Source organism: Pseudoalteromonas sp. S1609, from assembly GCF_005887255.1.
Classification (GTDB): Bacteria; Pseudomonadota; Gammaproteobacteria; order Enterobacterales; family Alteromonadaceae; genus Pseudoalteromonas.
Window position 1 is genome coordinate 1 of sequence record NZ_PNDJ01000060.1, and the last position, 26481, is coordinate 26481.

At 40.1% G+C, this 26481-nt stretch carries 18 protein-coding genes and 1 tRNA gene; 4 read left to right on the top strand and 15 right to left on the bottom strand.

The window, feature by feature from the left end:
- Nucleotides 1–69: 69 nt before the first annotated feature.
- The 3 genes from CWB76_RS15180 to radA form a co-directional block, all read right to left on the bottom strand.
- A complete protein-coding gene (locus CWB76_RS15180; protein WP_138608759.1) occupies nt 70–3393 on the bottom strand; it encodes a ligand-binding sensor domain-containing diguanylate cyclase in 3324 nt (1107 codons plus the stop codon).
- A 293-nt stretch (nt 3394–3686) separates the two neighbouring features.
- A complete protein-coding gene (locus tag CWB76_RS15185) occupies nt 3687–4619 on the bottom strand; it encodes an aq_1923 C-terminal domain (RefSeq protein ID WP_138608762.1) in 933 nt (310 codons plus the stop codon).
- Between the two features lie 71 nt (nt 4620–4690).
- The gene (radA, locus tag CWB76_RS15190; RefSeq protein WP_138608764.1) at nt 4691–6076 is read right to left on the bottom strand and encodes a DNA repair protein RadA; all 1386 of its coding nucleotides are present in this window, start codon (nt 6074–6076) and stop codon (nt 4691–4693) included.
- 556 nt (nt 6077–6632) lie between these two features.
- On the opposite strand from radA, the gene CWB76_RS15195 reads away from it, so the two are divergent.
- Nucleotides 6633–9113, top strand: coding sequence for a PilZ domain-containing protein (locus tag CWB76_RS15195; protein ID WP_138608766.1), 2481 nt, complete (start codon nt 6633–6635; stop codon nt 9111–9113).
- On the opposite strand, the gene serB is transcribed toward CWB76_RS15195, so the two are convergent.
- Nucleotides 9110–10135, bottom strand: a complete 1026-nt coding sequence (serB, locus tag CWB76_RS15200; RefSeq protein WP_138608768.1) for a phosphoserine phosphatase SerB — start codon at nt 10133–10135, stop codon at nt 9110–9112. The two genes, CWB76_RS15195 and serB, sit on opposite strands and share 4 nt — an antisense overlap.
- Nucleotides 10136–10277: 142 nt before the next feature.
- Here serB and CWB76_RS15205 point away from each other — a divergent pair, with 142 nt between their 5' ends.
- Nucleotides 10278–10898, top strand: a complete 621-nt coding sequence (locus CWB76_RS15205; RefSeq protein ID WP_138608770.1) for an AhpA/YtjB family protein — start codon at nt 10278–10280, stop codon at nt 10896–10898.
- Here CWB76_RS15205 and CWB76_RS15210 read toward each other — a convergent pair.
- The 4 genes from CWB76_RS15210 to prfC form a co-directional block, all read right to left on the bottom strand.
- On the bottom strand, nt 10865–11632 hold the full coding sequence (locus tag CWB76_RS15210; protein WP_138608772.1) for a TatD family hydrolase: 768 nt from the start codon (nt 11630–11632) through the stop codon (nt 10865–10867). The genes CWB76_RS15205 and CWB76_RS15210 overlap by 34 nt on opposite strands.
- A gap of 13 nt (nt 11633–11645) precedes the next feature.
- Nucleotides 11646–12284 carry a pyridoxamine 5'-phosphate oxidase gene (gene pdxH, locus CWB76_RS15215; protein WP_138608774.1) on the bottom strand — a complete coding sequence of 213 codons (639 nt, stop codon included), beginning with the start codon at nt 12282–12284 and terminating at the stop codon, nt 11646–11648.
- A gap of 320 nt (nt 12285–12604) precedes the next feature.
- Nucleotides 12605–14347 (bottom strand): arginine--tRNA ligase, encoded by a 1743-nt coding sequence (gene argS / locus CWB76_RS15220; RefSeq protein WP_028833914.1) that lies wholly within the window; start codon nt 14345–14347, stop codon nt 12605–12607.
- A gap of 62 nt (nt 14348–14409) precedes the next feature.
- On the bottom strand, nt 14410–15999 hold the full coding sequence (prfC, locus tag CWB76_RS15225; RefSeq protein ID WP_010387708.1) for a peptide chain release factor 3: 1590 nt from the start codon (nt 15997–15999) through the stop codon (nt 14410–14412).
- A 359-nt stretch (nt 16000–16358) separates the two neighbouring features.
- On the opposite strand from prfC, the gene CWB76_RS15230 reads away from it, so the two are divergent.
- Nucleotides 16359–19016 (top strand): ATP-binding protein, encoded by a 2658-nt coding sequence (locus CWB76_RS15230; protein WP_138608776.1) that lies wholly within the window; start codon nt 16359–16361, stop codon nt 19014–19016.
- 3 nt (nt 19017–19019) lie between these two features.
- Here the strand turns inward: CWB76_RS15230 and rimI are convergent, their stop codons facing one another.
- From rimI to guaB, 5 genes are all read right to left on the bottom strand, one after another.
- Entirely contained in the window at nt 19020–19484 is a 465-nt protein-coding gene (rimI, locus tag CWB76_RS15235; RefSeq protein WP_171039644.1) for a ribosomal protein S18-alanine N-acetyltransferase, read from the bottom strand.
- Nucleotides 19471–19755 carry a hypothetical protein gene (locus CWB76_RS15240; RefSeq protein ID WP_138608778.1) on the bottom strand — a complete coding sequence of 95 codons (285 nt, stop codon included), beginning with the start codon at nt 19753–19755 and terminating at the stop codon, nt 19471–19473. The genes rimI and CWB76_RS15240 overlap by 14 nt, the downstream gene beginning before the upstream one ends.
- Nucleotides 19756–19820: 65 nt before the next feature.
- Nucleotides 19821–19897, bottom strand: a tRNA-Trp gene (locus tag CWB76_RS15245).
- Between the two features lie 145 nt (nt 19898–20042).
- Entirely contained in the window at nt 20043–21620 is a 1578-nt protein-coding gene (gene guaA, locus CWB76_RS15250; protein WP_010387703.1) for a glutamine-hydrolyzing GMP synthase, read from the bottom strand.
- Between the two features lie 104 nt (nt 21621–21724).
- Nucleotides 21725–23194 (bottom strand): IMP dehydrogenase, encoded by a 1470-nt coding sequence (guaB, locus tag CWB76_RS15255; protein ID WP_008110278.1) that lies wholly within the window; start codon nt 23192–23194, stop codon nt 21725–21727.
- A 134-nt stretch (nt 23195–23328) separates the two neighbouring features.
- Here guaB and xseA point away from each other — a divergent pair, with 134 nt between their 5' ends.
- Complete coding sequence (gene xseA / locus CWB76_RS15260) at nt 23329–24663, top strand: exodeoxyribonuclease VII large subunit (protein ID WP_138608780.1); 1335 nt, start codon at nt 23329–23331, stop codon at nt 24661–24663.
- Between the two features lie 15 nt (nt 24664–24678).
- Here the strand turns inward: xseA and CWB76_RS15265 are convergent, their stop codons facing one another.
- Both CWB76_RS15265 and cysE read right to left on the bottom strand, forming a co-directional pair.
- Nucleotides 24679–25323, bottom strand: coding sequence for a hypothetical protein (locus CWB76_RS15265; protein WP_138608782.1), 645 nt, complete (start codon nt 25321–25323; stop codon nt 24679–24681).
- An 18-nt stretch (nt 25324–25341) separates the two neighbouring features.
- The gene (cysE, locus tag CWB76_RS15270) at nt 25342–26160 is read right to left on the bottom strand and encodes a serine O-acetyltransferase (RefSeq protein WP_008110273.1); all 819 of its coding nucleotides are present in this window, start codon (nt 26158–26160) and stop codon (nt 25342–25344) included.
- Nucleotides 26161–26481: the final 321 nt, after the last annotated feature.

Consider the following 26481-nt stretch of genomic DNA (forward strand, 5'->3'; position numbering starts at 1 on the left):
AGATATCAGCTATCAGCTATCAGCTAAAATAATAAAAGCCGTACTTGAATAATCAAGTACGGCTTTTATTTACTGCCACTTTATTTGTATATTTTTGCTTAATGAGCTTTTTACTTGCAGATGATTAGCCTCAATTAATGCAGTTGTGTTCTCTGTAATCTGGGCAAATAAACCGTCCGCCTCGCAACTTATATTATCCAACCCTATCCATGCATTTCGATTGGAGTTCTTAGCGGCATATAAACAATGATCAGCAATGTCAACGACCCGCTCCCAACTCAATGCTTGAGGCCTATTGGGTAGAAATGGGTAGCTTGCAAACCCAATAGAGCAGGTTTTATTAATCGTTTCGCTATCACTAATTTTAAAAGCGTGTTTTTCTATAGCCGCTCTAAGTCTTTCGGCTAATTCAGCGGCATTATTACGTTCTGAAAAACGTGCAACGACTAAAAACTCCTCTCCGCCCCATCTAACACAATAATCTAACTCTCTAAATATCTGCTTTAAAACGTCCTTTATCTGCATTAATACGGCATCTCCGGCAGTATGGCCATAAACATCGTTAACTCGCTTAAAGTGATCAATATCAATAAGGAAAAAAATTAGATCGGCATCTTTAATAGTTGCTAGTGTTTTTTGCTCGCTGTGTTCAAAGTATTTACGATTGACCAGCTCTATATCAGCAAGTAAGTTATTGGCTAAAAATCGTCTATTGTAGAGTCCGGTTAATTCGTCGATAACACTTAACTTTACTAACTCTGCATTCGCTTGTTGTAACCCTAAAGTACGCTCTGCCACTTTAAGCTCTAGTTGCTCGTTTACTTTTTTAATAAAGTGCACTTTTTTATATTGCGCGCGCACAAATAACCAAATAGCCAACACAACTAAGACTACATAACCGGTGTAAGCCCACCACGACAACCAGGGTGGCGGTAGCACTTTGATTTTTAATGCTGTAGCAGTTTCATTCCAAACCCCATAAGGATTACTCGCTTTAACACGTAAAATATACTCCCCAGTAGGTAAATTAGTATAAGTTGCACGACGGTTTTTATAATCCGTTTTTATCCACTCGTTATCTAAACCAGCCATTTGAAATGCATATTGGTTTTTTTTCGAATTAGAAAAATACAGACCACTAAACTCAAAAGTAACTAAGTTTTGCTTATGAGTTAACGTTATTTCAGAAGTACTGTGAATTGCTTTTTCGAGGCTATATCCAGATCTAATGTTATTCACAATCTCTGTTTGGGTAGCCGTTTTACGTTTAACTTCACCTACTGGTACCGACTTATTCGACAGCAACATATCAGTAAAAACCACCTTTGGAGGTCGACTATCAATTTTAATATCATTTGGATAAAAACGATTAAACCCGTTAATACCACCAAAAAACAACTCGCCCGTTTTACTTTTAAATGAGGCATCTGCATTAAATTCATTGCTCTGCAAGCCGTCGCTAACGTTATAATTTTTAAAGCGTTTTGTTTTAGTATTTAAGTGCGAGAGTCCTTGGTTAGTGCTCAGCCAAATACCAGTATTATCTTCTTCAATTCGGTAAATGACATTATTTGCTAAGCCATCTTCTTCAAAATAATGAGTGAAACTTCCCGTTGCCTTATCAAGTAAATTTAAACCACTGGCTGTCCCTACCCAAATATTACCTAAATGGTCTTCTTTGATTGCGTAGACGGTATTATGACTTAAGCTTCGAGGGTTAGTATCTTGATGAGTGAAGTGAGTAAACGTTTGTGTATCAGGATTAAAATGATTAATTCCTTTCCATGTACCTAACCAAAGGTGACCACGACGATCCTCGGTGATCACTCGGATGGTATCATCATTTAAACTATTACTATTATTTGGATCATGATTGTAGTGAACAAACTGCTCTGTAAGAGGATTAAAACGACTCAATCCTTGCCATGAGCCTAACCATAAATATCCATCGCGATCTTCTGTTATTACACTAATAGCTTCTCCACGAACACTATTTATATTACTTGGATCATGGCGGAAGTGCTTAAATTTCTCTGTTGAAGGATCAAAACGACTTAACCCTCCTTGATCGGCCCCAAGCCACAAATAGCCTTGCTTATCTTGGGTTATTGCGTAAATACGATCGTCGTTTAAACTGTTGCTGCTGGTGTCATCATGTCGATAATGAGTAAACTTCTCAGAAGCTGAATTAAATTTATTAAGCCCACCTCCCCATGTACCTATCCATAATGACCCCTCACGGTCTTGGGTAATTGCTCTGATCATATTATGGCTAAGGCTGTAAGGGTCTGTTCTTTGATGGTTGTAATGGGTAAACTGCCTAGCAATTGAATTTGAACGATTGAGACCTCCGCCGTCCATTCCTACCCACAAGTTATCATGCTGATCGTAAATAATTGCTCTAACAATATCGTTGCTTAAACTATTAGGATTTGTTGCATCATAACGATAATGAGTAAATTGTTTCTTGGTAATATTAAAATAATTAAGCCCACCACCTAGCGTAGCTAGCCATAGATTACCCTGTTTATCGGGCGTAATTGCATCGACATTGTTATCACTTAAACTGTTGTCGTTATTTGATTGATATTTATAATGGGTAAACTTTTTTTCTACTAAATTAAAATAACTTAAACCGCTACCACGTGTTCCTATCCACAAGTTATCTAAATCATCTATATGAATGGCACTAATAGTATTATTGCTAAGACTATTTATTTGATTAGGCTGATGACTATAATGGCTAAACAGTCCTGTTTTTGGACTGAAATGGTTAAGGCCCCCATTCCATGTTCCTATCCAAAGTGAGCCGTTATCATCCGAAGTTATAACACTAATCGCGTCATCGCTAATACTATTTTTAGTATCAGCTTGATGGCGATAATGAGTAAACTTTTTGGTACTGGGGTTAAACCGATTCAGGCCACCTTTATCTGTTCCAATCCATATATTGCCTTGCGAGTCTTGGGTAATAGCGTGCACTGAGTTATCGCTTAAACTATTTGCATCGTTTGGATCATGCATATAACGGATAAACCGCTCAGTAGTAGGATCAAAACGGTTAATACCACCTCCTCGTGTGCCTATCCATAATTCACCGTCTTTACCTTGAGTAATTACCTTAATATAGTTATTTGATAACGAATACAAATCATCTTTCTGTTTTTTAAAGACCTTAAACTCATAACCATCGTAACGCGCAAGGCCTTCCTCAGTTCCGATCCATAAAAACCCTTGCTGATCTTGTAAAATCGCTTTTGCACTACTTTGTGGTAACCCATTTTCTATTGATAAGCGCTCAAAACGCACAGCAGGACCTGCAGCTAATACAGATGGGATCGAAAACACAATAACAAGCCACATTATGCACAAATACTTTATTTTTTTACTCAAACAGAAAACTCCAATTACCAGGGGCTGTTGTATTTCAGAATTAAAACTTGTTTCACCGAGGGGAGACTTTATCACGCTACGAGTTGGTAACTTAGTAGGCGAAGAAAATAAGCAGGCAAAGCTGCAGCGTCAAGCCCATGTCCCTTAGCAGAATCCAAGCAATCACCTTTCATTTAAAATAGTAGGTTACTTTACAAATATATATAATATTTAATTAATAAAGACACAAAAAAGCGCGAGCTAAACTCACGCTTTCATTATTTAACATGTAAAGTCTGGTTAATAACTAGTGCTTATTTGCCTTTAACTTCTAAGTTTATAAACTTAACCAGCTCTTCAGGTTGCCCTGCTAATATCATTAGCTGCTGATTTACTTCCATCATGGTTTTACCTTCCGGTAGTTTAGCCGAGACACTAAGCGAATTTAGGCCTTTAGCAAAGTCAGTTAATGCTTGTGCTATTTCTTCGGTTACCGGCGCTTGTTGTAACTGTTGAGCCAGCATCATTTGCATTTGCTCTAGTGTCATACCTTGTTTGGCTAGCTCACTTTCTAGCAAAGTACTTAACTCACCTTGATTATCGAGCATTACACTCAAAGTACGTGGCTCTAACTTGCTCATTGCTTGCATAATAAGTGTTTGCTGTTGTAACTCTTGCTCATAAGTAAGCGGGGTATCACCTGCTGTTTGCTGAGCTTTGCTTATTTCTAGTGAAGCATCCATAAGCGCTTTAGAATTAGCCAGTCCCATATTCATATCAATGCTGGCAATATCGTTGGCGTGTAGTTTAACAACTATATCGCTGTTTCCAGATTGTTCATCGTAATCTAATGATGAGTGTAAATCATAACTGGCCGAGGCAAGTTGTGTATTTGTATCTGCTGGCAGTGTAGCGACAAAACCTTCATCAAATTGGAAATTCTTTAGTGTAAAAGCAGTATGTGGCGATATTTTATCGGTTTCGTAACCTGTTACTTCCACATGCTCAACTGTGGCAATATTTTTACCCTCAGGGCTAGTCACTTCTATATTGCTAATAGCAACACTATTTGAAATAACACTCGCCGATAGCTCTGCATAGTTAAAGCTTGCACCTGTTTGCTCGCTAACCAAAGCCAACTGCTTATCAACCTCAGCGCGTACCTCTTGGGTTGCTACATAGTTTGCATAGCTTACGCCACCCACACCTGCAGCAATAATCGCGGCTGTAATCACTAATTTCTTCATGTTATTTCCTTATTCTGTATATAAGCGGTATTACTCTAAAGAGTAACATTGCTCGGCAGTCGCTGTAAGCGTTAATTTATTAAGCTAAGTAGCTCGTGCACTGTTTTAACTGGCGTTATTTTAGCACCTAGCCCTTCCATGGATTTATGGTAATTACGAAATGGGATAAATATTTCAGTAAACCCATGTTGCGCCGCTTCTTTAACACGGGGCACACCACTGTCGATTGGGCGTACATCACCATTTAAACTTAACTCTCCCATAATACAGGTGGTTCGTGGAACAACGAATTCGTTTAAACTACTCAAAAGTGCAGTAACAAGCGCTAAGTCAATACAGGTTTCTGATTCATCAATTTTTAAACCACCGACAATATTAAAAAACGTATCGTGGAATATTTTGGTTTTAGTGTGCTTACGTAAAATACCGGTAAGCATTTTAATCCGATTCATATTTAAACCAACACATACTCGCTGTGGAAACTCTGCCTCGGTTTCTGTGGTTAAACACTGAATTTCAAGTAGTAAATTACGATTTCCCTTACGAATACAGGTAATCGTCGACCCTGGTGACTCGGTGGTTGAACCCGATAAGAAAATTTCACTGGGGTTATCAACACTGAGCATTCCGCGTTCACACATTTTAAAAATACCGACAGTATCTATATCACCAAAGCGATTTTTATTAGCGCGTAGGGTGCGCACTTGACCATCGTTGGTATCAATATGTAACAGTGCATCAACTATATGTACTAGAGTTTGCGGGCCGGCTATTTCATTATTCTTATTTACGTGAGCAATAATAAACATAGTCACGTCGTTTTGCTTACAGTACTGTGTTAATGCCTGAGCAGCACTTTTCACCTGAGAAGGCGAACCAGGGCTACCATTTGCGGTATCGGTAACAACTGCTTGAATGGAGTCAATAACGGCAAATTTAATTTTGTTTTTATCAAGCTCTTCAATAATAGTTTCAACACTGGTCTCAGACAGTAAATAAAGTTCATCTTCGTTGTAATTAAGCTTTAACCGGTTAACCCTGTTTTTAAACTGCGACAGGGACTCCTCAGCAGTACAGTAAAGTGATGGCATACGCTGAGACATTCTTGCCACTAAATCAGATAGCAGCGTTGTTTTACCCGCCCCAGGATCGCCAGAAATAATATTAACTGAGCCGGTGGTTACACCACCGCTTAGCACACGATCTAGTTCACCAATTTCAGTAAGCTGTTTTTCAGCCTCTGCAGTGGCTACATCATTAATCTTTTTAGAACCACCGCCAATGCCACCGGCATAACCACCTACACTGGCACGAGCAGCTACCTTTTTGTTTTGCCCTGCAGAGGGTTTAAACTCTGCTAAAGTGTTCCATGCGCCACAGCGACACTGGCCTTGCCAACGTTGATAGTTCATGCCACATTCTGTACAAACAAACTCTACTTTTGCCGCTTTAACCATTTAAAACCTTACCTACTATTCTTTATTTTGAAATACACAGTGTTAAGCGCTTATTTTGCCATTGCTGGCTCTACCTTAGCAACAACGTCTTGTGGATCAGCGCATTTAGTATCACACTCACAGTATGCTAATGTAGTTTCACTTAACCTACTTTAGGGCATGTTTCTTGCTTTAAAAAACTAATTAACCCTTGCCAATTAATTGGCTATTAGAGAATAACAATAAATAACCTGAACTCTGGTTAAGATATTTACTAACATATTGAGTCAAAATAGATATTTGTGCTTATTTTTCTCTAGCTAGAGATTTTTAGTGAAAACAAGGCGAAATTACGCGTCAATAGCTCGCCTATTGCAAGTAAATTCAACGCAGTTAGCGCTGAAAATAGCTGCTTGAGATGGATTTATTATCCGGAGTTCAGGTTAAACACAAAGTATAGTTACGCATAGTATTATGGCCGCATTTGGCGGCTTTGCGAGATTCGATTTATTAAATATTCTAATAAATAATTGTAACAGTATACCTACTTTTTAAATTAGACGGTGACGATTTATAAATGGCTGATGACGTATTGCTTAAGCATGAAGCGCTTGTAGATGAATTAAAACAGTATTTAGGAAATCCTAAATTTGATCTCATTTTCAAGACAAAAACCGCCGAGTTAACTAAACCCGAGCAGTTTTTAATAAAAATGGAAATGTCGCGTTTATCTCAGCCGATAGACCGTTTTATTGATCTGCGTAGTTTAGTCACTGGTCAAGTAAAACCTTATGAATACAAAGGCAAGCAGCACTTTATGGATGACACCGCTATTGAAGTATTCGAAGCGGCTATAAAACAACATAAAGACTATACTCTTGCAGTATACGAAGCAGTAATGAATACCGAAAATAATTATCGCGTATTACAACAAAAATCAACGACTACCCCACCTAAAGAAATTGAATCATCGCGCGAATTGTCTACCGATGTAATTAAATTTGCAGCTTATGAAAATCGCAGTGAAGAACGGATGAATTACTCAATTAAAATTACTATTGAGTATGACGGACAAGCAAAAATCGATGCAAGTACCTCTGATATTTCAATCAGTGGCTGTAAAATTAAGTTAGCGTCGCGCTATCGCTTAAAAAAAGGTCAGCTTATAAATATGCACCTAGTAGGCTTAGAGCAAGATTTTCAGCTTGGCCTCAAAAGTGGCGTTAAATATGAAGTCGTTGCAATAGAAAACACCTCAGAAGAATTTAATCATATCCGCTTGAAGCGTACATTTGAAGAAAATAACAGCGCGTTTGATCGTTTTTTAGAAAGCTTTATTCATAGCAATAAACGCCGTTATAAAGTGAATTTAGATAACACCCTCGATGCAGTTATTTCTAAAGGGTATGAACAATATTATATACCTAGGGTTAATTCTTTATATGTTTTTATTAGCCAGCAAAACGGCGTTTATTATCCTAGCCTGAGCTTAACTACTGAAAACAGTTTATTTATTCAGCGTTATTTTACTGATGAACGCAAAAAATCATGCCTTTACAATGTGTTAAATCATAAGCGTATTCGTACCTTGGCGCTAAAACCGATTGCAGTAAAAGAAGAGTATTTGTATACCTTTACCCATGTCTCTGCAGGAAAAATTTATTATTACTCAGCCACTCGCTCAGAGCTTGAGCAACAAGCAAAATTAAAAGCGTTATTTTTTGGTTTTGGTAGCCGAAGAGACAGTTGGCGCTGCTTTAAATTACAACTAATGCCGAGTCATACTGAAGATGCTTATATTCCTTTATCTTTACCTAACTCTTTAGGCAAAGATATTGAAAAACTAAATAAACCACCTTCACCACGTGTTGAAGGCGCAATAAAAGACGTTAAGTATTTAATGCTACTTACCCAAGTTGGTAATGAGCATGAACAACAACATTATCAACAATATGAATTTGATAAAGCCTTAGCCAATAAATTGAAATATTTTGGCCACAGTAAGCACGCATCGCCACCGGAGCTTAATACTGTGCCTCTAGAGTATGTAAATCTTCGCTCTAATAAACGCTATTTATACAAAACTAATGTTGTGATTAATACTCGTGATGCGGTATTACATGGGCATACCCGTGATTTTTCAATATTTGGCTTACAGCTAGAGTGCAATCAAGAAGTGAACTTTAAAAAAGGCGATATTGTTTCGCTATCATTTCCTGATTTGCAAAAAATTACTAAAAACTATTCATTAAATCTTATTCAATATGAAGTAATGGCTGTGAGTAAATCGCTGACTACCATTAATTTGAAAGCGTATGTAGATAAAGGCTCATCTCATACTGGGGTCGATTTTTTTACTCTTTTAATAAGTAGCAATAAACAAAAATTAAAAGTAGCAGAAGAATCACCTAAAGTACCCGGGCTTTCTACAGCACTTAGAAATATGGTAACCAAAACGCTTTGCCAGTTTCCGATTTATTTACATAAATCAATGGCGCATTTTGAAATTGGCGCTATGGGATTTGGTTTATATCCAAGCCCACTGCATATTATTTTGCAAAATTTTTCCTTATTAAATGCTAAAACAGACTTATCGGATATTATTACTAAAGCGCATATTATTGATGTGATCACCCCTAATATTAAAGAGCGTACCCGCCAAGATCCACCATTAGAGTTTAGTTTAATAATTAACTTTGATCCTAAAAAAGATAATATAGCGGATGCTATTACCAGCCAATGTGTTTTAGGTACTGACTGCAGCGAGTTTAAACAGCAAGTAAGTAAAGGGCTTAAATCTGAGCTGATTTTTATAATGCGTTTATATATTTCACGCACTGGTCGACTCGATACTGACTACCTAGCAAACGAGCTAAAATACGTCAGCCAATACGCAATTCACAAGGCCAAAGACTTAGAGGATGCTTTGTGGTCTGTATCAGGTGTTGGCGATATTATTGATGTCAGTGATGAAGCGCTTGAGCATCTAGCGCTCAACCAACAACAGGTTGAGCAAATGTCTAGACGAAAGCTCATCTGGTTAAATCGTTTACGTTAAACCTGTGATGGGTTTAGCGGAACCGCCAGCATATATAACAGTTGCAATAACGAGCCTTGGCAAATAGCTGCTTGGGCTTGCTCAACTACTTTTGGTTTACCATGTACAGCAACGCCTAAGCCAGCTTGAGCCATCATTTTTAAATCGTTTGCGCCATCGCCTATGGCAACTGTTTGGCATTTTTCAAGCCCCAGCTTTTGTTGTAGCGCATTTAAAACAACCGCTTTTTGCTCAGCATCAACAATCCCACCTAACACTTTACCTGTTAGTTTATTGTCTTTAAATTCAAGTACATTGGCATGCACTTCATCTAAATTAATCAGCTCCTGTACTCGCTCAGCAAACGGCACAAAGCCGCCCGATGCAATCGCTAAATACCAATCATGGTGTTTTAAAATTTGGCATAACGCTTTGATACCGGGCATTAAAGGCAGTGTACTTTTAAGCTCATCAATTAAACTCTTTTCAATGCCTTCAAGCTTGGCAACACGCTGGTGTAAGCTTTCACTAAAATCAAGCTTGCCTGCCATTGCCTGCGCGGTCACGCTGGCAACCTCGTCGTATACATTAGCCAAGCGTGCAATTTCATCAATACACTCAATAGTAATGGCTGTTGAATCCATATCCATTACCAATAACCCAGGTTTTTGTAAATCAGGGGGGCTGGTTACTTGCACTAACTGACACGCCAAAGTATTTGCAAAAGTTTGAAGTTCGAGTGGATTTATTACACGCTCTGCATTTTCTATATAAAAACATAATGCCGGAGATAATCCTAAATCAGGCTGATATTGACAAATAGCCGTTACTTTTTGCTGGTGAGCCGCAAAGAACTCAATAATGCTATTAATATGCTGAATATTAAAATCACCGCTAAATGCAATACTAAATAACCCTTGGTTTCTGTTTGGTGTTGTATTTAGTGGTGTAAAAGCACCTTGTTGGTAGCTAAACCATTTATTAAGAATAAGTGATGATGATAATAGCTCAGCACTTTGCTGTGCCATGTTCGCGTTCGACATGGGATCTCCGTTTATATTTCCTGACATTTAGCTCATTGATAATAAGGATATGAGATACAAAATTCGCCATCAGGGGGGATTTAGGGTTATAGTGTAGTTGTAACATCAAATCAAAATGCTGTCAGCAGCATAAACGGTGACTATGAAAAATAACCATCTTAAAAATCCACTTACAGCCTCGCAAAAAAAGCGTCTAATTCGTTTATTATTGGCCGCTGGCTGCTTTGTATTATTAAGCTGGGTAGGAATAAACAGTAGCTTTCAAAGTCATCAACTACTATATGATAGTGCTGATAGTGCAGCCAAGTCACTCACTCAGTTTATGGCACTGAATGCCAAAAACCCGCTGATAGAGAAAAACAAATCGCAGCTCACCACCTTGTGCAACAATATCAGTAAAGATGAGTTTGTTCTTTCAGCCACCATTTATGATAAACAAGGTGTAGTGCTTGCAAGCAGCGATAATTGGCAATCACATCATGTATATGGCTTACTACCAGACTCATCGCCTGGCATTAGTAAGTTAAAAACACCGTTTGTTGAACAAGTTATTTCTGACGACAATCGCCCTATTGGCTTTGTATCTATTACCTATTTAACGCGTGCTGCGGTATCTTCAAGCCATAATCATTTTCACGATTTAGGCCGCCAAGTATTACTTATGCTAGTGATTGCTTGTATTTTTACTTGGCAATTAGGCCGAGGGTTAAAACGCTGGCAAGTAAATCGTTATATACAAAAAACGTCAGAGCACGAATCATAAAGCTGCTCAGCTAATCGATATTTATCGCTATTTGACTTTAAAGCATAGAGCGCATCAAACACCTTAGGAATATGCAATGGGGTATTTATTTCTCCCTGATAACCATTTAGCGGCATTGAAGGTGAGTCAGTTTCCAGCACTAAATGCTGTGACTCAAGCTTTGCTACAACCGCACGAGTTTTAGCAGCCCGCTCATAGGTGATAACCCCACCCACTCCAAGCTTAAAGCCCATTTTTATATAATACTGTGCTTGTTGTATTGAGCCTGAAAAAGCATGGATCACACCGCCATTCTTAGGTTTACAACGCTTAAACGATTGCGCTATTAAATCATGGCTTTGTCTGTGATGCACAATCAGCGGTAACTCTAGCTCATTAGCAAGCGCTATTTGTTGCTCAAACAGAAAGGTTTGTTTTTCAAGGTTTTCGATACTGCGATCTAGCCCGCATTCCCCAATAGCCACAAGCTGAGTTTTGTTTGTTTTAGCAAAGTTATACAGTGATTCTAAGTGCGATTGCTGATGTTGCTCTAAAAAATAAGGATGTAGCCCTGCAGCTATTCTAATTTGTGGGTAGGTTGCTTTAAACTCGAGTAGTTTTTGAGACTGCGCCAAGCTAATGCCTGGCACAATAAATTGATTAATGCCCTTTGCTACACAGGCATTAATAAGCGATTCCCGATTTGTATCAAACTCACTAAAATCGAGATGACAGTGTGAGTCTATAAATTGCAAAACCAGTAGCCAACTAAGGGTTTAAGCGGGTTATTTGCCAGCTATTGTCGGCTTGACGCTGATACATAAAGCGATCATGTAAACGATGCGCTCCGCCTTGCCAAAACTCGATTTTTTGCGGCACAACACAATACCCGCCCCAAAAGTCAGGGAGCGGAATTTCACCTTTAGCGAACTTATTTTTCATGTTGGTAAAGGTTTCCATTAGCACTTTACGCGACGAAATTGGACGGCTTTGTTGCGACGCCCATGCGGCTAATTGACTTTCTTTAGGTCGAGATAAAAAGTATTTAGCAACAGCCGATGTAGGTAATGGCTGCGCTTCACCATACACAATTACTTGGCGCTCCATAGGGTGCCATGGAAAGTGCAAGGAAATTTTGTTATTGCCTTTTAGTTCTTGCGCTTTACGTGAACCGGTATTAGTAAAAAACACAAAACCGTTATCATCTAAATGCTTTAGCAACACAATACGCTGTGAAGGCTGACCGGTTTCATCGACCGTAGCGACCACCATTGCTGTAGGATCAGGCAAGTTACTACCAACAGCATGCTCTAGCCAAGTTTCAAACTGCTTAAACGGATCTTCAAGCAAGTTGTCTTCACTAAGCGCATCTTGCAGGTATTCACGACGAATATCTTCGAGTTTCATATCAAATCCTTCTTTAAAAGCTATCAGCTATAAAATTGGTGAACATTCCGAACAGTGTCAATATAAAATTATCTGCAAGTGTAGGAGTGCTAGCAAGGCGGTAAAACTATTTATACCAAGGAGCATACGGTTTGTATGTGACTTAGGCTAAATAGTTTTACCAACGCAGCTAAAGCGAACTACACGCAGCAGACGCTCACCTAAGTAGTTTAGTCTAAGATAAGGCGGACACTCGACTTATCCCTATGAGCATACGTAGTTGTATGTGATTAGGGTCAGTCGAGTGGACAACGCAGTATTAGATTAAAATACGACGGTGATTACATTTGCTCCATGACTTCGATACCTAGTAGATCTAATCCTGTTTTCAGCGTATCTGCCACTAAATTACACAACACTAAACGGCTATCACGAACACTTGGCTCTACGCCCTCTTTAAGTACTGGGCAAGCTTCATAGAATGTCATGTATAGACTAGCTAGTTCGTATAAGTAACCACATAATACGTGCGGTGTGGCTTCATTGATCATCAGATCAAGGACTTCTTCTAACTGCAATAATTTAAGCGCGAGGGTTTTCTCTTGCGGCTCAATAATACTTACATCGGCTTTTAAGCTTGCAGCATCAACGCCTGACTTACGGAAAATACTGCGAACACGCGTATAAGCATATTGTAAATAAGGGGCTGTTGCGCCCTCAAAACTTAGCATGCTGTCCCAGTTGAAAATGTAATCGCTGGTACGGTGCTTAGAAAGATCTGCGTATTTAACCGCGCCAATACCCACTTTACGAGCAATTTCACTACGATCTTCGTCAGATAAATCTGATTCACGCTCAGCGAGTTTGGCTGCTGCACGAGTAATTGACTCTTCAAGTAAATCAGCTAATTTTACCGTGCCGCCTGTACGAGTTTTAAATGGTTTGCCATCAGCGCCCATCATGGTGCCAAATGGGCAAAATTCGTAACTGGTTTCATCGCGTAATAAACCAGCTTTACGCGCAGTAAGCTCCACTTGATTAAAGTGAAGGCTCTGGCGCGCATCAACAAATATCAAAATACGCTCAGCGCCTAACTTGTTTGAACGGTAATCACACGCCGCTAAATCTGTGGTTGCATATAAGAAGCCGCCACCTGATTTTTGCACGATAAACGCTGAAGGCTCACCGTCTTTATTTGCCAGCTCATCTAAAAATACCACTTGTGCGCCTTGCGACTCTACTGCAATATTTTTATCTTTTAATAGGCTAATAATATCGTTAAGTTCACTGTTATAAGCACTTTCAGCCATAATATCGGCAGGCGTAAGGGTTACATTTAAACGCTTGTATACTTCTTCAGAGTGCTTCACTGAAGTGGCAATAAATAGTTTCCACAGTTTTTCACAGTGAGCGTCGCCACCTTGCAGTTTAACTACGTAGTTACGTGCTTTATCGGCAAAGCCTTCTTCGTCATCAAAACGCTTTTTAGCATCGCGGTAAAAGGTTTCTAAGTCAGCAAGCGCAACAGTGTCTAAATCAACACCTTGGTTAATTTGATCTTCTAAATGCGCAATCAACATGCCAAACTGTGTGCCCCAATCACCCATGTGATTTTGACGTACAACGGTATCGCCTCTAAATTCAAGTGCGCGTACTACTGCATCACCAATAATAGTTGAGCGTAAGTGACCTACGTGCATTTCTTTTGCAAGGTTAGGCGATGAGTAATCAACCACTACTTTTTGTGGTTTGGCATGCTCGTTTACCGCAAGTTTTGCGTGGTTATTAGCGGCTTGCACGCTTTGTGCTAAAAACTCTGGCTTTAAGTGAATATTAATAAAACCAGGACCAGCAATTTCAGTTTTTTCAGCAATGTCACTCACATCTAACTGATCAATAATTTTTTGTGCCAATTCACGCGGGTTGCTTTTCATTTTTTTAGCTGCGCCCATCGCGCCATTAATTTGGTAATCACCAAACTGTGGGCGCGTGCTTTGCGTAACCGCTGGGTTAGTATCTTCTGGCAGGCCTGCGGCGGTCATAGCTGCAATGGCTTTTTCTACTAAAATAGTACGAATATTCATTATATTATTTACCTTTATAAGCCCGCCAAAGCAGGCTTTGTGTTAATTCTAGTTGGTCAGTTCTAGTTTTCACGCGTGTGGTTAAATGTCACTTCAGGGTAACGCTCAGTCGACAAATTGAGGTTTACACGACTCGGCGCGATGTAAGTTAAATTATCGCCACCATCGAGTGCTAAGTTGCTTTCGCACTTACGCTTAAACTCTTCAAACTTTTTAACATCATCACAGCTAACCCAGCGGGCTGTATTTACATTAACGCTTTCGTAAATTGCATCAACGTTGTACTCAGCTTTTAAACGCGCTACAACCACATCAAACTGCAACACACCTACCGCACCTACAATTAAGTCATTATTAATTAATGGTCTGAATACTTGTACTGCGCCCTCTTCTGAAAGCTGTACCAACCCTTTTAATAACTGTTTTTGTTTTAATGGATCGCGCAGGCGAATTCGGCGGAACAGTTCAGGGGCGAAGTTTGGAATACCGCTAAACTTAATTTTTTCACCTTGGGTAAAAGTATCACCAATTTGAATCGTACCGTGGTTGTGTAATCCAATGATATCACCAGCGTAAGCATCAGCCGCACGCTCACGATCGCCCGCCATAAAGGTTACCGCATCAGAAATACTAACTTGTTTACCGATACGCACATGGTTCATTTTCATGCCTTGGCTATATTTACCCGATACAATACGCATAAAGGCAATACGGTCGCGGTGCTTTGGATCCATGTTAGCCTGAATTTTAAATACAAACCCAGTGAAGTTTTCTTCTGTGGCTACAACTTGGCGATCTTCAGTCTCACGTGGTAATGGGGTTGGCGCCCATTGAGTTAACCCATCTAAAACATGATCTACACCAAAGTTACCAAGTGCGGTACCAAAATACACAGGCGATAACTCACCCGCTAAGAATAGATCTAAATCAAATTCGTGTGATGCACCAATAACCAACTCTAACTCGTCACGTAATTGCGCTGCAAGTTCATCACCAATGGCTTGGTCAAGCTCAGGGTTATCGAGCCCTTTAATGCTGCGTACTTCTTGAATAGTGTGACCTTGACCTGTTTTATATAAAATGGTCTCTTCGTTATGGATATGGTAAACACCTTTAAACTCTTTACCACAGCCAATTGGCCAAGTAACAGGTGCACAGGCAATATTTAGCTCTGTTTCTACTTCATCGAGTAGTTCCATTGGGTCGCGAATATCACGGTCACATTTATTCATAAAGGTAACAATAGGCGTGGTACGCAGGCGTGTTACTTCCATTAGCTTACGGGTACGTTCTTCTACACCTTTAGCAGCATCAATGACCATTAAACACGAATCTACCGCGGTTAAAGTTCGGTATGTATCTTCAGAGAAGTCTTCGTGTCCTGGGGTATCAAGTAAATTAACTAACGCATTGTTATATGGAAATTGCATTACAGAGGTAGTAACAGAAATACCACGCTCTTTTTCCATTTCCATCCAATCCGACTTAGCATGCTGATTAGAACCACGGCCTTTAACCGTTCCAGCTTTTTGAATTGCTTGTCCGAATAACAATACTTTTTCAGTGATAGTGGTTTTACCCGCATCCGGATGCGAGATGATCGCAAAGGTACGGCGTTTATTAATTTCGCTAAGGAGATTTTGGTCTGCCATTAAAAAGGTTCTTTTAGTTGATATACGGATGTATTTATATTTTAGTATGCTGAGCTTTTAAGGCTAAAAACAAGCTAACCTCTAAAGCTCAACATACCCCAACAAGAACCCAAATTAGTTCTTGTGATGCTATCCGTTAAGTTAATCGTAATTGAAGACTATTTTCGCTGATCTTGGCGCTATAAACAATCAATGGTTAGTTATTAACGGATCTTTTTTAATGAAGCGATTAATATTGGTGTTTCCAATTATTATTAACAATATCGATATAAATTGCCCACTAACTTAACACCAAGCTTGAGTAATAATGCTGTAAATCATATTATTGGTCAATTACATGGAAGATTTGATGTTGGGTAATGAAAACCAGTAAGCTAAGTATTCGATTATTATGGTATATAACTCCACTGGTTATACTGCCGTTGTTATTTTTAGGGGGCTTTACGCTCACTAATGTAACCAACTCCACGCAAAAACAAGCCGACTTGATCATGAGTCGCTTTGTAGAACAACAGCAGCAAAAAGTATTCAACTATATCGATTCTTTTCATGCAACGGCTAAGTTACTCTCTGCTTCACCGGTACTAAGTGACTTTTTAGCTAAAGATTTATTTGAAGACGCCAGCTATACCTATCGCCTTGGCGCGTTAATGGACGTATTTGCCAGTTACAGTGAAGCCTACCCTGACATTATTAGTATTAACTTAGTCTCAAAAACCGGTAAAAGTGACGCCTATTACTCCAGTAATTTAACCGTAGCGCCCAAATCCTACCCATTTTTTGATCAAGTAAAACAAAGTAATTTAAGTCAGCAGCAGTTTATGGTGCAAAAAGAAGATGGCACCACCAATTTATACTTTGTACAGCGTATATATAGCGTCGACTATTATTTAAAACGCCCACAACAGCTAGGCTTTATTATTCTTAAAGTAGACCCCTCTATTTTAAACACCAGTATTTTAGAAGCGCCTTATAACAACACCTTAAATTTATTACTGGCCAGCGATGGTAAAATTTTATTTAGCTCCGATTATAAAATGCGTGGCCACTATGTTACTAAATATGAATTAAATAAAATTAACGATCTAGCTGATATAGGTAGCTTATCAACTATTGAGCTTTCAAGTGTTGATAAAATAGAGCGACTAATTTTTGCCGCCCAAATGAGTGGCGGCTACTATTATGTGTCGACTATTCCTAAAGCGGTGTTATATCAATCGGGTAAAGCAATTAGTGTGATCACCGGGCTAATTGTAATTATTTCTGTGATCACCCTCCCAATCTTAATTTTTATTGTGGTGCGTAATTTACTGCTTAACCCAATAGAATTATTAGGTGAAGCAAGTCATCGCGTTGGTGATGGCGATCTCTCTGTTACACTACCTGCTTATACTACGGATGAAGTAGGGATACTGTTTAACGACTTTAATCACATGATTAACCAAATTAAGCATTATCAACAGCAACTTGAAGAATATAAGCATCACTTAGAAGACAAAGTAGAAAGCCGGACTAAGGCGCTTGAATCGATGAACAGCAAGCTTGAAACCGCCATAGCCCAAGCAGAACAAGCAAACCAGCTTAAAAGCCGCTTTTTAGCCAATATGAGTCATGAAATTCGCACCCCGCTTACAGCTATTATGGGATTTACAGAGCAACTACTGCACAGCGAAAAAGCAACCAATGACAAACACCATTTAGGTACTATTCTACGTAATTCAAAACATTTGTTAGAGCTTATTAATAATATTCTCGATCTTTCAAAAATTGAAGCCGAAAAACTCGCGGTTGAACAAACGCCGCTAAATGTTGTACAGCTTATTCATGATGTTGAATCAATCATTAAACCTTTAGCACAAGAGAAACAGCTATCATTTACAATTAATTATACACTTCCGCTACCGCATACTATTAATAGTGATATTACTCGCTTAAAGCAAATACTCATTAATATTGCCAGTAATGCGGTTAAATTTACTGAGCAAGGTCAGGTTACTATAACCGCTAAATACCAAGCACCAAAAACGCTTACCTTTGTTATAGAAGATACCGGCATTGGTATGTCGTCAAACCAAATTAATCGATTGTTTACGCCATTTGAGCAAGCCGATGCCACAACGACACGTCGGTTTGGTGGTACGGGATTGGGGCTGTGTATATCAAAAAATTTGGCTCAATTGTTAGGTGGGGATGTAAGTGTAACCAGTGAGGTGGGCGTGGGTAGTTGCTTTACTATCGATATAGATTGCCATTTGAATAATAGCCTTGGCGGCAATTTATTATTAACCGAACACTCTCAACTAACACCAGAAAAGGATCCGCAGCTATCTTTTGCGAGCAACAGCTTTGATGCACAAATTTTGGTCGCAGAAGATAACCCCGATAATCAGTTATTGATTAAATTGCTATTACAAACATGGGGATTAGAGCCCGATATAGCCAACAATGGTGCACAAGCTGTAGAAATGGCATTAGTAAACGACTACCAGCTTATAATCATGGATATGCAAATGCCGGTTATGGGTGGGTTAGAAGCGACTAAAATGCTTAGAGATGCAGCCTACGATGGCCCAATTATCGCCCTAACCGCGAATGTGATGAATCATGATATTGATACTTACCTTGAAGCAGGCTGTGATGAAGCGCTGGGAAAACCTATTGATAAAGACGCACTAGAAAATGTATTAGTTAGCTATTTACACCTTGAGCGTGATAACCAAAATAAGTGGGATAGCTTATTGAAGAGCGAAAAGTTTCAGCAAATAAACGCAAACTATTTAGCAAGTTTGCCAGATTATTTGCAACAGATAAAAACCCTATATAACAGCCAAGATTGCGAGACATTACGCGCCCTTGCCCACAGTATTAAGGGCAGCGCTGGTTGTTTTAACTTTGATGAAATTTACCAAAGCGCTTCAGCGGTTGAACACAGTTTAAAAGGTAATGATATGCCACAAAGAGAAAAGTGCGTAGCAGAACTTATTGCTGCAATAGAGCAAGCCATCGCTAATAAGTAATCGTTAAAAATTTAAACCCAGTGCCATGCCCATTAAAATCGCGTCTTCAAAGCCGTTTTTATTGGGTGCATCACTGGGGTAATAATTTTTACGTACTGACATTTCAATAAAGCCCGCACGTTCATACAAAGCAATAGCCCGCGTATTAGATTCGCGGACTTCTAAAAATAAGTTTTCAGCGCTGTGTTGCTCACCATAAGCTATAAACTGCGTTAATAACTGCTGAGCAAACCCTTGCCCCTGAAAGCTCGGAGCAACACAAATATCCATTAAGGTAAAATCGGGCCCTGCTTTTTCACCAATGTAAAAACCTATCATTTGCTCGTCGTCGAACGCGGCTAAATTAAAATAGCGGCCCTGCAAACACGACTGCATTGTTTTTAATGTCCAAGGATGTGTGTGGCAAGTGGTTTCAATGGCCATTAGCTCATTGATATTCTCATCGGTAACTGACTTAAAGTGTATCAAGGTGTTCACTCATTAATGCCCATAACGCACGTTTTTGTGCACTGGACAGGGTGGAATCAGGTAAGCTTAATTGTTGTTCACTAAACTCTATGGTTGATGACTTAACAATCTTGTTAATTGTTACAGGCGCAAATGCACGCTCAATATCATCTTTTAATGTATCACTGAGTATTAACGATGAATTAGCTGACTGCTCTGACTGAGCTGGGCGAAAGTGTTGATTAAGTTCAAGCTTTTCTATACCAAAAACAGATGCGTAACGTGAATGCATAACGACTCGATGGAATTAGTAAGATGAATAATATAGGAAGTAATCAAAACGATGTAAAGAAGAAATGGCAGGGGCGGAGAGATTCGAACTCCCAACCGTCGGTTTTGGAGACCGCTGTTCTACCAATTGGAACTACGCCCCTGCAATGACGATGAATTATAAAGACCTTTTGACAAAGGTAAAGTAAAAATTCAACTTTTCGGTTTGTTTGCTTTTTAAATAAACAAAACGGCGAATTAGCATGCTAATTCGCCGTTAGTTATTACTTAATTATAGCAATGGGAGGATTATTCCCACTCGATAGTGGCAGGTGGTTTACCTGAAATATCGTAAACAACACGAGAAATACCGTCGATTTCATTAATGATGCGGTTTGAAACAACACCTAAGAACTCATACGGTAAATGTGACCAACGCGCAGTCATAAAGTCGATGGTTTCTACACAACGAAGTGAAACAACCCAATCGTACTTACGTGCATCACCCATAACCCCTACCGACTTAACCGGTAAGAATACAGTAAACGCTTGACTTACTTTATGGTAAAGCTCTGCTTTGTGAAGCTCTTCAATGAAAATAGCATCAGCGCGGCGTAATAAATCACAGTACTCTTTTTTGATTTCGCCAAGTACACGCACACCTAAACCTGGCCCTGGGAATGGGTGACGGTAAAGCATGTCGTACGGTAAACCTAGCTCTAAACCAATTTTACGTACTTCGTCCTTAAATAACTCACGTAATGGCTCTACTAAGCCCATTTGCATATCATCTGGTAAGCCGCCCACATTATGGTGCGATTTAATTACGTGCGCTTTACCAGTCGCTGAGGCCGCTGATTCGATTACGTCAGGGTAAATTGTACCTTGGCCTAACCATTTTGCGTTTTTAAGCTTTTTAGCTTGCTCATCAAATACGTTAATAAACGTATGGCCAATGGCTTTACGCTTATCTTCTGGGTCTGATTTACCTGCTAAGTCATTTAAGAATTGATCTTCGGCATCTACTTTTACAATGTTTAAACCAAACTTATTGCCAAACATGTCCATGACTTGTTGGCCTTCGTTTAAACGAAGTAGCCCGTTATCTACAAATACACAGGTTAGTCGCTCACCAATAGCGCGGTGAATAAGCATCGCCACAACCGATGAATCTACACCGCCTGATAAGCCTAAAATAACTTCGTCGTCGCCAACGGTTTCTTTGATACGCTCAATAGCATCATCAATTATTTTTGCTGGCGTCCATAATTTTTCACAACCACAAATATCAATAGCAAAACGTTCTAATAAGCGTTGACCTTGATGTGTGTGTGTTACTTCTGGGTGAAATTGTACGCCGTAAAAACGTTTTTCTTCGTTAGACATTGCCGCATGTGGACAAGTAGATGTTTTAGCAGTAGTTTTAAAAGTATCTGGAATTTCCATTACTTTATCGCCGTGGCTCATCCACACGTCAAGTACGCCATTGCCGCCATCAGTAATATGATCTTCAATTGCATCAAATAATGCACAGTTACCCACTTTTTCAACTTGTGCGTAACCAAATTCTTTTTTATCTGAGCTATGTACACGGCCGCCAAGCTGCGTTGCCATAGTTTGCATACCGTAACAAATACCAAGTACGGGTACGCCAGCATTAAATACATACTCAGGAGCACGCGGGCTGTTTTCAAGCGTAGTTGATTCTGGGCCACCTGAAAGGATAATACCTTGTGGGTTAAACTCGCGAATTTGCTCTTCGGTTACATCCCAAGCCCAAAGCTCACAGTAAACACCAATTTCGCGTACGCGACGGGCAATTAACTGCGTGTATTGTGAACCAAAATCTAAAATGAGGATTCGTGAATCGTGAATGTCTTTGCTCATGAAGTATCTCGTAAAGTCAGGTGCTAAACGCCACCAGCTTAAGCTGTGTGACTATATTAGGGCTAACAAAGGTTAGCCCACTTATTTCAAGTTGTTAAGGCTGATTAGCCTAAACGGTAGTTCGGTGCTTCTTTAGTGATTTGCACATCATGAACATGCGACTCACCCATACCAGCAGAAGTAACACGTACAAATTGTGGCTTAGTGTTTAGCTCTTCAATGGTGGCACAACCGGTTAAACCCATTGCACTGCGAAGACCACCCACTTGTTGGTGAATAATGGTTGCAATTGGCCCTTTATAAGCAACACGACCTTCAATGCCTTCAGGTACTAACTTGTCAGCTTGGTTTGATTTTTGGAAGTAGCGATCTGATGAACCTTCTTTTTGATCCATCGCACCTAGGCTACCCATACCACGGTAAGACTTGTAGTAGCGACCTTGATAAAGTTCAACTTCACCTGGTGCTTCTTCAGTACCCGCGAGCATAGAGCCAACCATTACACACGATGCACCCGCAACCAATGCTTTTACAATATCACCAGAAAAACGAATACCGCCATCGGCAATCACTGGAATATCGCGACCTTTAAGGCCTTCAACCGCATCTGAAATAGCTGTTATTTGTGGTACACCACAACCAGTAACAATACGTGTAGTACAAATAGAACCTGGGCCGATACCTACTTTAACAGCATCAACACCGGCATCTGCAAGGGCAATAGCACCTTCGGCAGTTGCCACGTTACCCGCAACAATTTGTAAATCTGGGTAAGCTTGACGAGTCGCTGCAACACGGTCAATAACACCTTGCGAGTGACCATGAGAAGTATCGATTAGTAGTACATCAACACCGGCTTCAACTAATGCAGCAATACGCTCATCAGTACCTGCGCCAACACCTACCGCAGCACCTACACGTAAACGACCTTGCTCGTCTTTACATGCATCTGGTTTGTCTTGTGCTTTTTGGTAATCTTTTACGGTGATCATGCCTTTAAGTTTAAACGCATCATCAACCACAAGAATCTTTTCAATGCGGTGTTCGTGCATTAAGCTTAAGATATCTTCGCGAGCGGTGCCCTCTTTAACCGTTACTAGGTTTTCTTTTTTCGTCATCACTGTTGAAACCGGCTGTTCAAGCTTAGTTTCAAAGCGCATATCACGACTAGTTACGATACCTACAAGGTTATTTTCGCTATCGGTGACCGGAAAACCTGAGAATCCCTTTTCCTGAGACAGCTCAACGGCATCTGCAATAGTCAGATCGGCGGTTACTGTAACAGGGTATGAAACAATACCTGCTTCATAGGTTTTAACTTTACGAACATTTTTCGCTTGTTCTGCAATGGTCATGTTTTTATGAATAAAACCAAGACCACCTTCCTGCGCGAGGGCAATAGCTAAACGAGCTTCTGTAACAGTATCCATAGATGCTGAAATGAGCGGCAAGTTAAGTTTGATACCACGCGTTAAGCGAGTTGAAATATTTGCCGTGTGTGGCAAAACAGTAGAATGACCAGGTACTAAAAGTACGTCATCAAAGGTAAGAGCTTCTTTAGCGATTCTAAGCATTTTGGCAACTTCTCACATGTGGATCTAAGATAAGGAATTGCGGCCAAATTTTAACAGCGTTGCAGGCACTAGTAAATAATATTTTGTATTTATTTATGATAAGCTAGGTTTATAAATGTTTTTTGGTAGTTTTTATGTTTTCTAAGCCCTCGCAAACGGTTTATACCGTATCTCGCCTTAATCGTGAAATACGTGCCTTACTTGAACAAGGTTTTGCGTCTTTAGTACTCACCGGTGAAATTTCAAACTTTATCACCCCAGCATCTGGGCACTGGTATTTTTCGTTAAAAGACGACAAAGCGCAAATTAAAGCCGCCATGTGGCGAGGTAATAATCGAAACCAAAGCTACCGCCCTGTAAATGGCGCACAAGTAACCGTTAAAGCTCGTGTATCTTTGTACGAACCCCGTGGTGACTACCAGCTTATTGTAGAAAGCATGGAACCTGCAGGAGAAGGGCAACTTAAGCAAGAGTTTGACGCGCTAAAAATGCGTTTGGCTGCAGAGGGTTTATTTAGCTCCGCTTATAAAAAATCCCTACCCCAAAACATAAATCGCATAGGGGTGATCACCTCACCTACAGGCGCCGCAATTAAAGATATTTTAACTGTGCTAAAACGTCGTGCGCCGCAATTAGAAGTGGTTATTTATCCTGCTATGGTGCAAGGCAAAGAAGCGCATGGTCATTTAATCAAGCAAATAGAGCTGGCAAATCGTCGTAACGAAGTCGATGTGATTATTCTTGGGCGCGGTGGTGGTTCATTAGAGGATTTATGGTGTTTTAATCATGAGCAACTTGCTCGTGCAATTTATCAAAGCGAACTACCCATTGTGAGCGCTGTTGGCCATGAAATAGACACCACGATTAGCGATTATGTCGCTGATGTGCGCGCTGCAACGCCCTCGGCAGCCGCAGAGCTAGTAAGCCCCAATACGCAAGAACTGCACAATAGAGTTAACCAATTAATTAGCCGTTTAGCGAATGCATTTAAACACGACATTGCCGATAAACGCGCACTGGCAACTCAGCTACAGCATCGTTTAAATTTATGCCACCCGCGCAATCAGCTTAACCAAAAGTCACAACGCTTAGATGAGCTGAGTATTGCACTGCAACAGGCAATGCGTCAGCGTTTATATCAACAAGAACGCATGTTAGCTAATTTAACACCCAGACTAATGCGTCAATCGCCAGACAAAAAGCTAGCAACTGCAAACCATCAGTTAGCACAGCTTCATGCAAGGTTACACCAAGCGATACAGCATCAGCTACAACAGGCAAATAATTCGCTTGCCTTACAAGCAAGTCGGCTTGATTCGGTCAGCCCCCTTAATGTATTAGCGCGCGGTTACAGCATTACTAAAACAGCGCAAAATAAAGTGGTTAAATCAGTGGAAGATGTAAAAATGGGTGATGTGTTGATCACTGAGTTAGTAGATGGCCAGGTTATTTCAAAAGTAGAAGCTTAGCCATATTGCTAAGCGCTAGCCTTGCGTACTAACAGTAAACTCAATACGGGCATCGTTAGATTGAGATGCACTGAGTTTAAATTGCTGCCACCAAGGTTCAAGGTGAAGCTTATCGTTAAGCTCGCGCCATAATTTAGCCCCATAACTAACGGCATTTTGGTTTATGGTAAGCTCAAACTTGCAAATTGTTTGCTTACACTTAAGCGCTGTAAGCTTAGCGCTATCTGCAAACTCATTAATAATTAAAAAGTCATTTAACGCGACTTCAAGCTCGTAACTCCATTCGAGATTATCAGCCTCTTGTTCAAACTGTATTGCGAGCTCATCATCAAGCTCTACACTTTCTAATTGATTTAACTTTAACTGTTGTTGAGACTGCTTAAGCTGGATTGATTTTTTTTCAAGCCGCTGATTAAGCTCAACCACATGTTGTGCCAGCTGAGTTTGTTGATCAGTCACTTGGGCTTTATTAACCTGCACTAGGCCTTGCAAAGTAGTTGCTTGATTATTGACTTGAGTGTTAGGCGAAGAGATTACAGCTTGTTTAGGCGCTGAGAAAACACGTGTGGAATCTTTAAAAAACAAAAAGTAACCACTTGCTAACGCCAAGCCTGAAGAAAAACAGAGCAGCATAGCCACAAGGTTACTTTTATATATCATTTATAAGTACTCAAAAAGTTAAAGCATTGCACTGGTGTGCGATTCGTTTTCTGGCTCGGGATACTCTAAAAAGTTTTGATTCATACTTTCTGCCGGACACTCACAATCGGGACGACCAATAATTTTTGCAGGTACGCCAACAGCAGTTGTGTGAGGCGGCACAGGGCTTAGTACAACAGAGCCTGCGCCAATACGTGCGCCCTCACCCACTTCAATATTACCCAATACTTTAGCACCCGCACCAATAAGTACGCCCGCTCTAATTTTAGGATGGCGATCGCCTTGCTCGTTACCCGTACCACCTAATGTAACCGATTGTAATATAGATACATTATCTTCAATTACTGCAGTTTCACCTATAACAATACCGGTGGCATGGTCAAACATGATGCCTTGGCCAACTTTACAGGCAGGGTGAATATCAACCCCAAACACCTCTGAGGTACGGCTTTGAATAAAGCGTGCAAGCTCTTTACGGTTTTGTTGCCATAAGCAGTTAGCTAAGCGGTGCGCTTGTATCGCATGAAACCCTTTTAAATTTAAAATCACAGTAAGGTAGGTTTCGGCCGCAGGGTCACGGTCTTTTACCGCTTTAATATCATGAGCAACATACGTCAGCATCCGGTCACACTTTACAAAAGCTTGGTCAAACAGCTCACGGATTGTAAAGGCAGAAACCACAGCGTCAGCTAGTTTATTAGCAACAATAAAACTCAATGCAGACCCTAAGCATTCGTGATTTAAAATACACGAATACACATGGCTCGCTAAAAGAGGTTCACGGGTTACTACTTCATTTGCTTCACTGCGAAGCTGTTGCCAAATTTCATGACGCATAATAATGCCTTAAGATTAGTACAAAGAGCCTACCGCTAATTCTAACGGATTTAGCCGCCTAGGTGTTAATCCCTTTGTTATTTGTTCTAGTTATTAGATATAACCAGGGTCTGTTGACCTTTCAAGGTTAAATTTGCAGCAGCCTGTTTGGTATTTAAGCAAGGCAGAGCCTATGCAGTGTGGTTATTCCTCATAAGTAGATGAAGGCGCTACCCGAAGGGTTCTGCCTAGGGGCGATTTACTCTTTGTTGTCTACATGGATGTAGGTAAGGGGCGTGAGCAGGACGCGGAAGCTTTGCTCTGGTGTGACTTATTATTAGT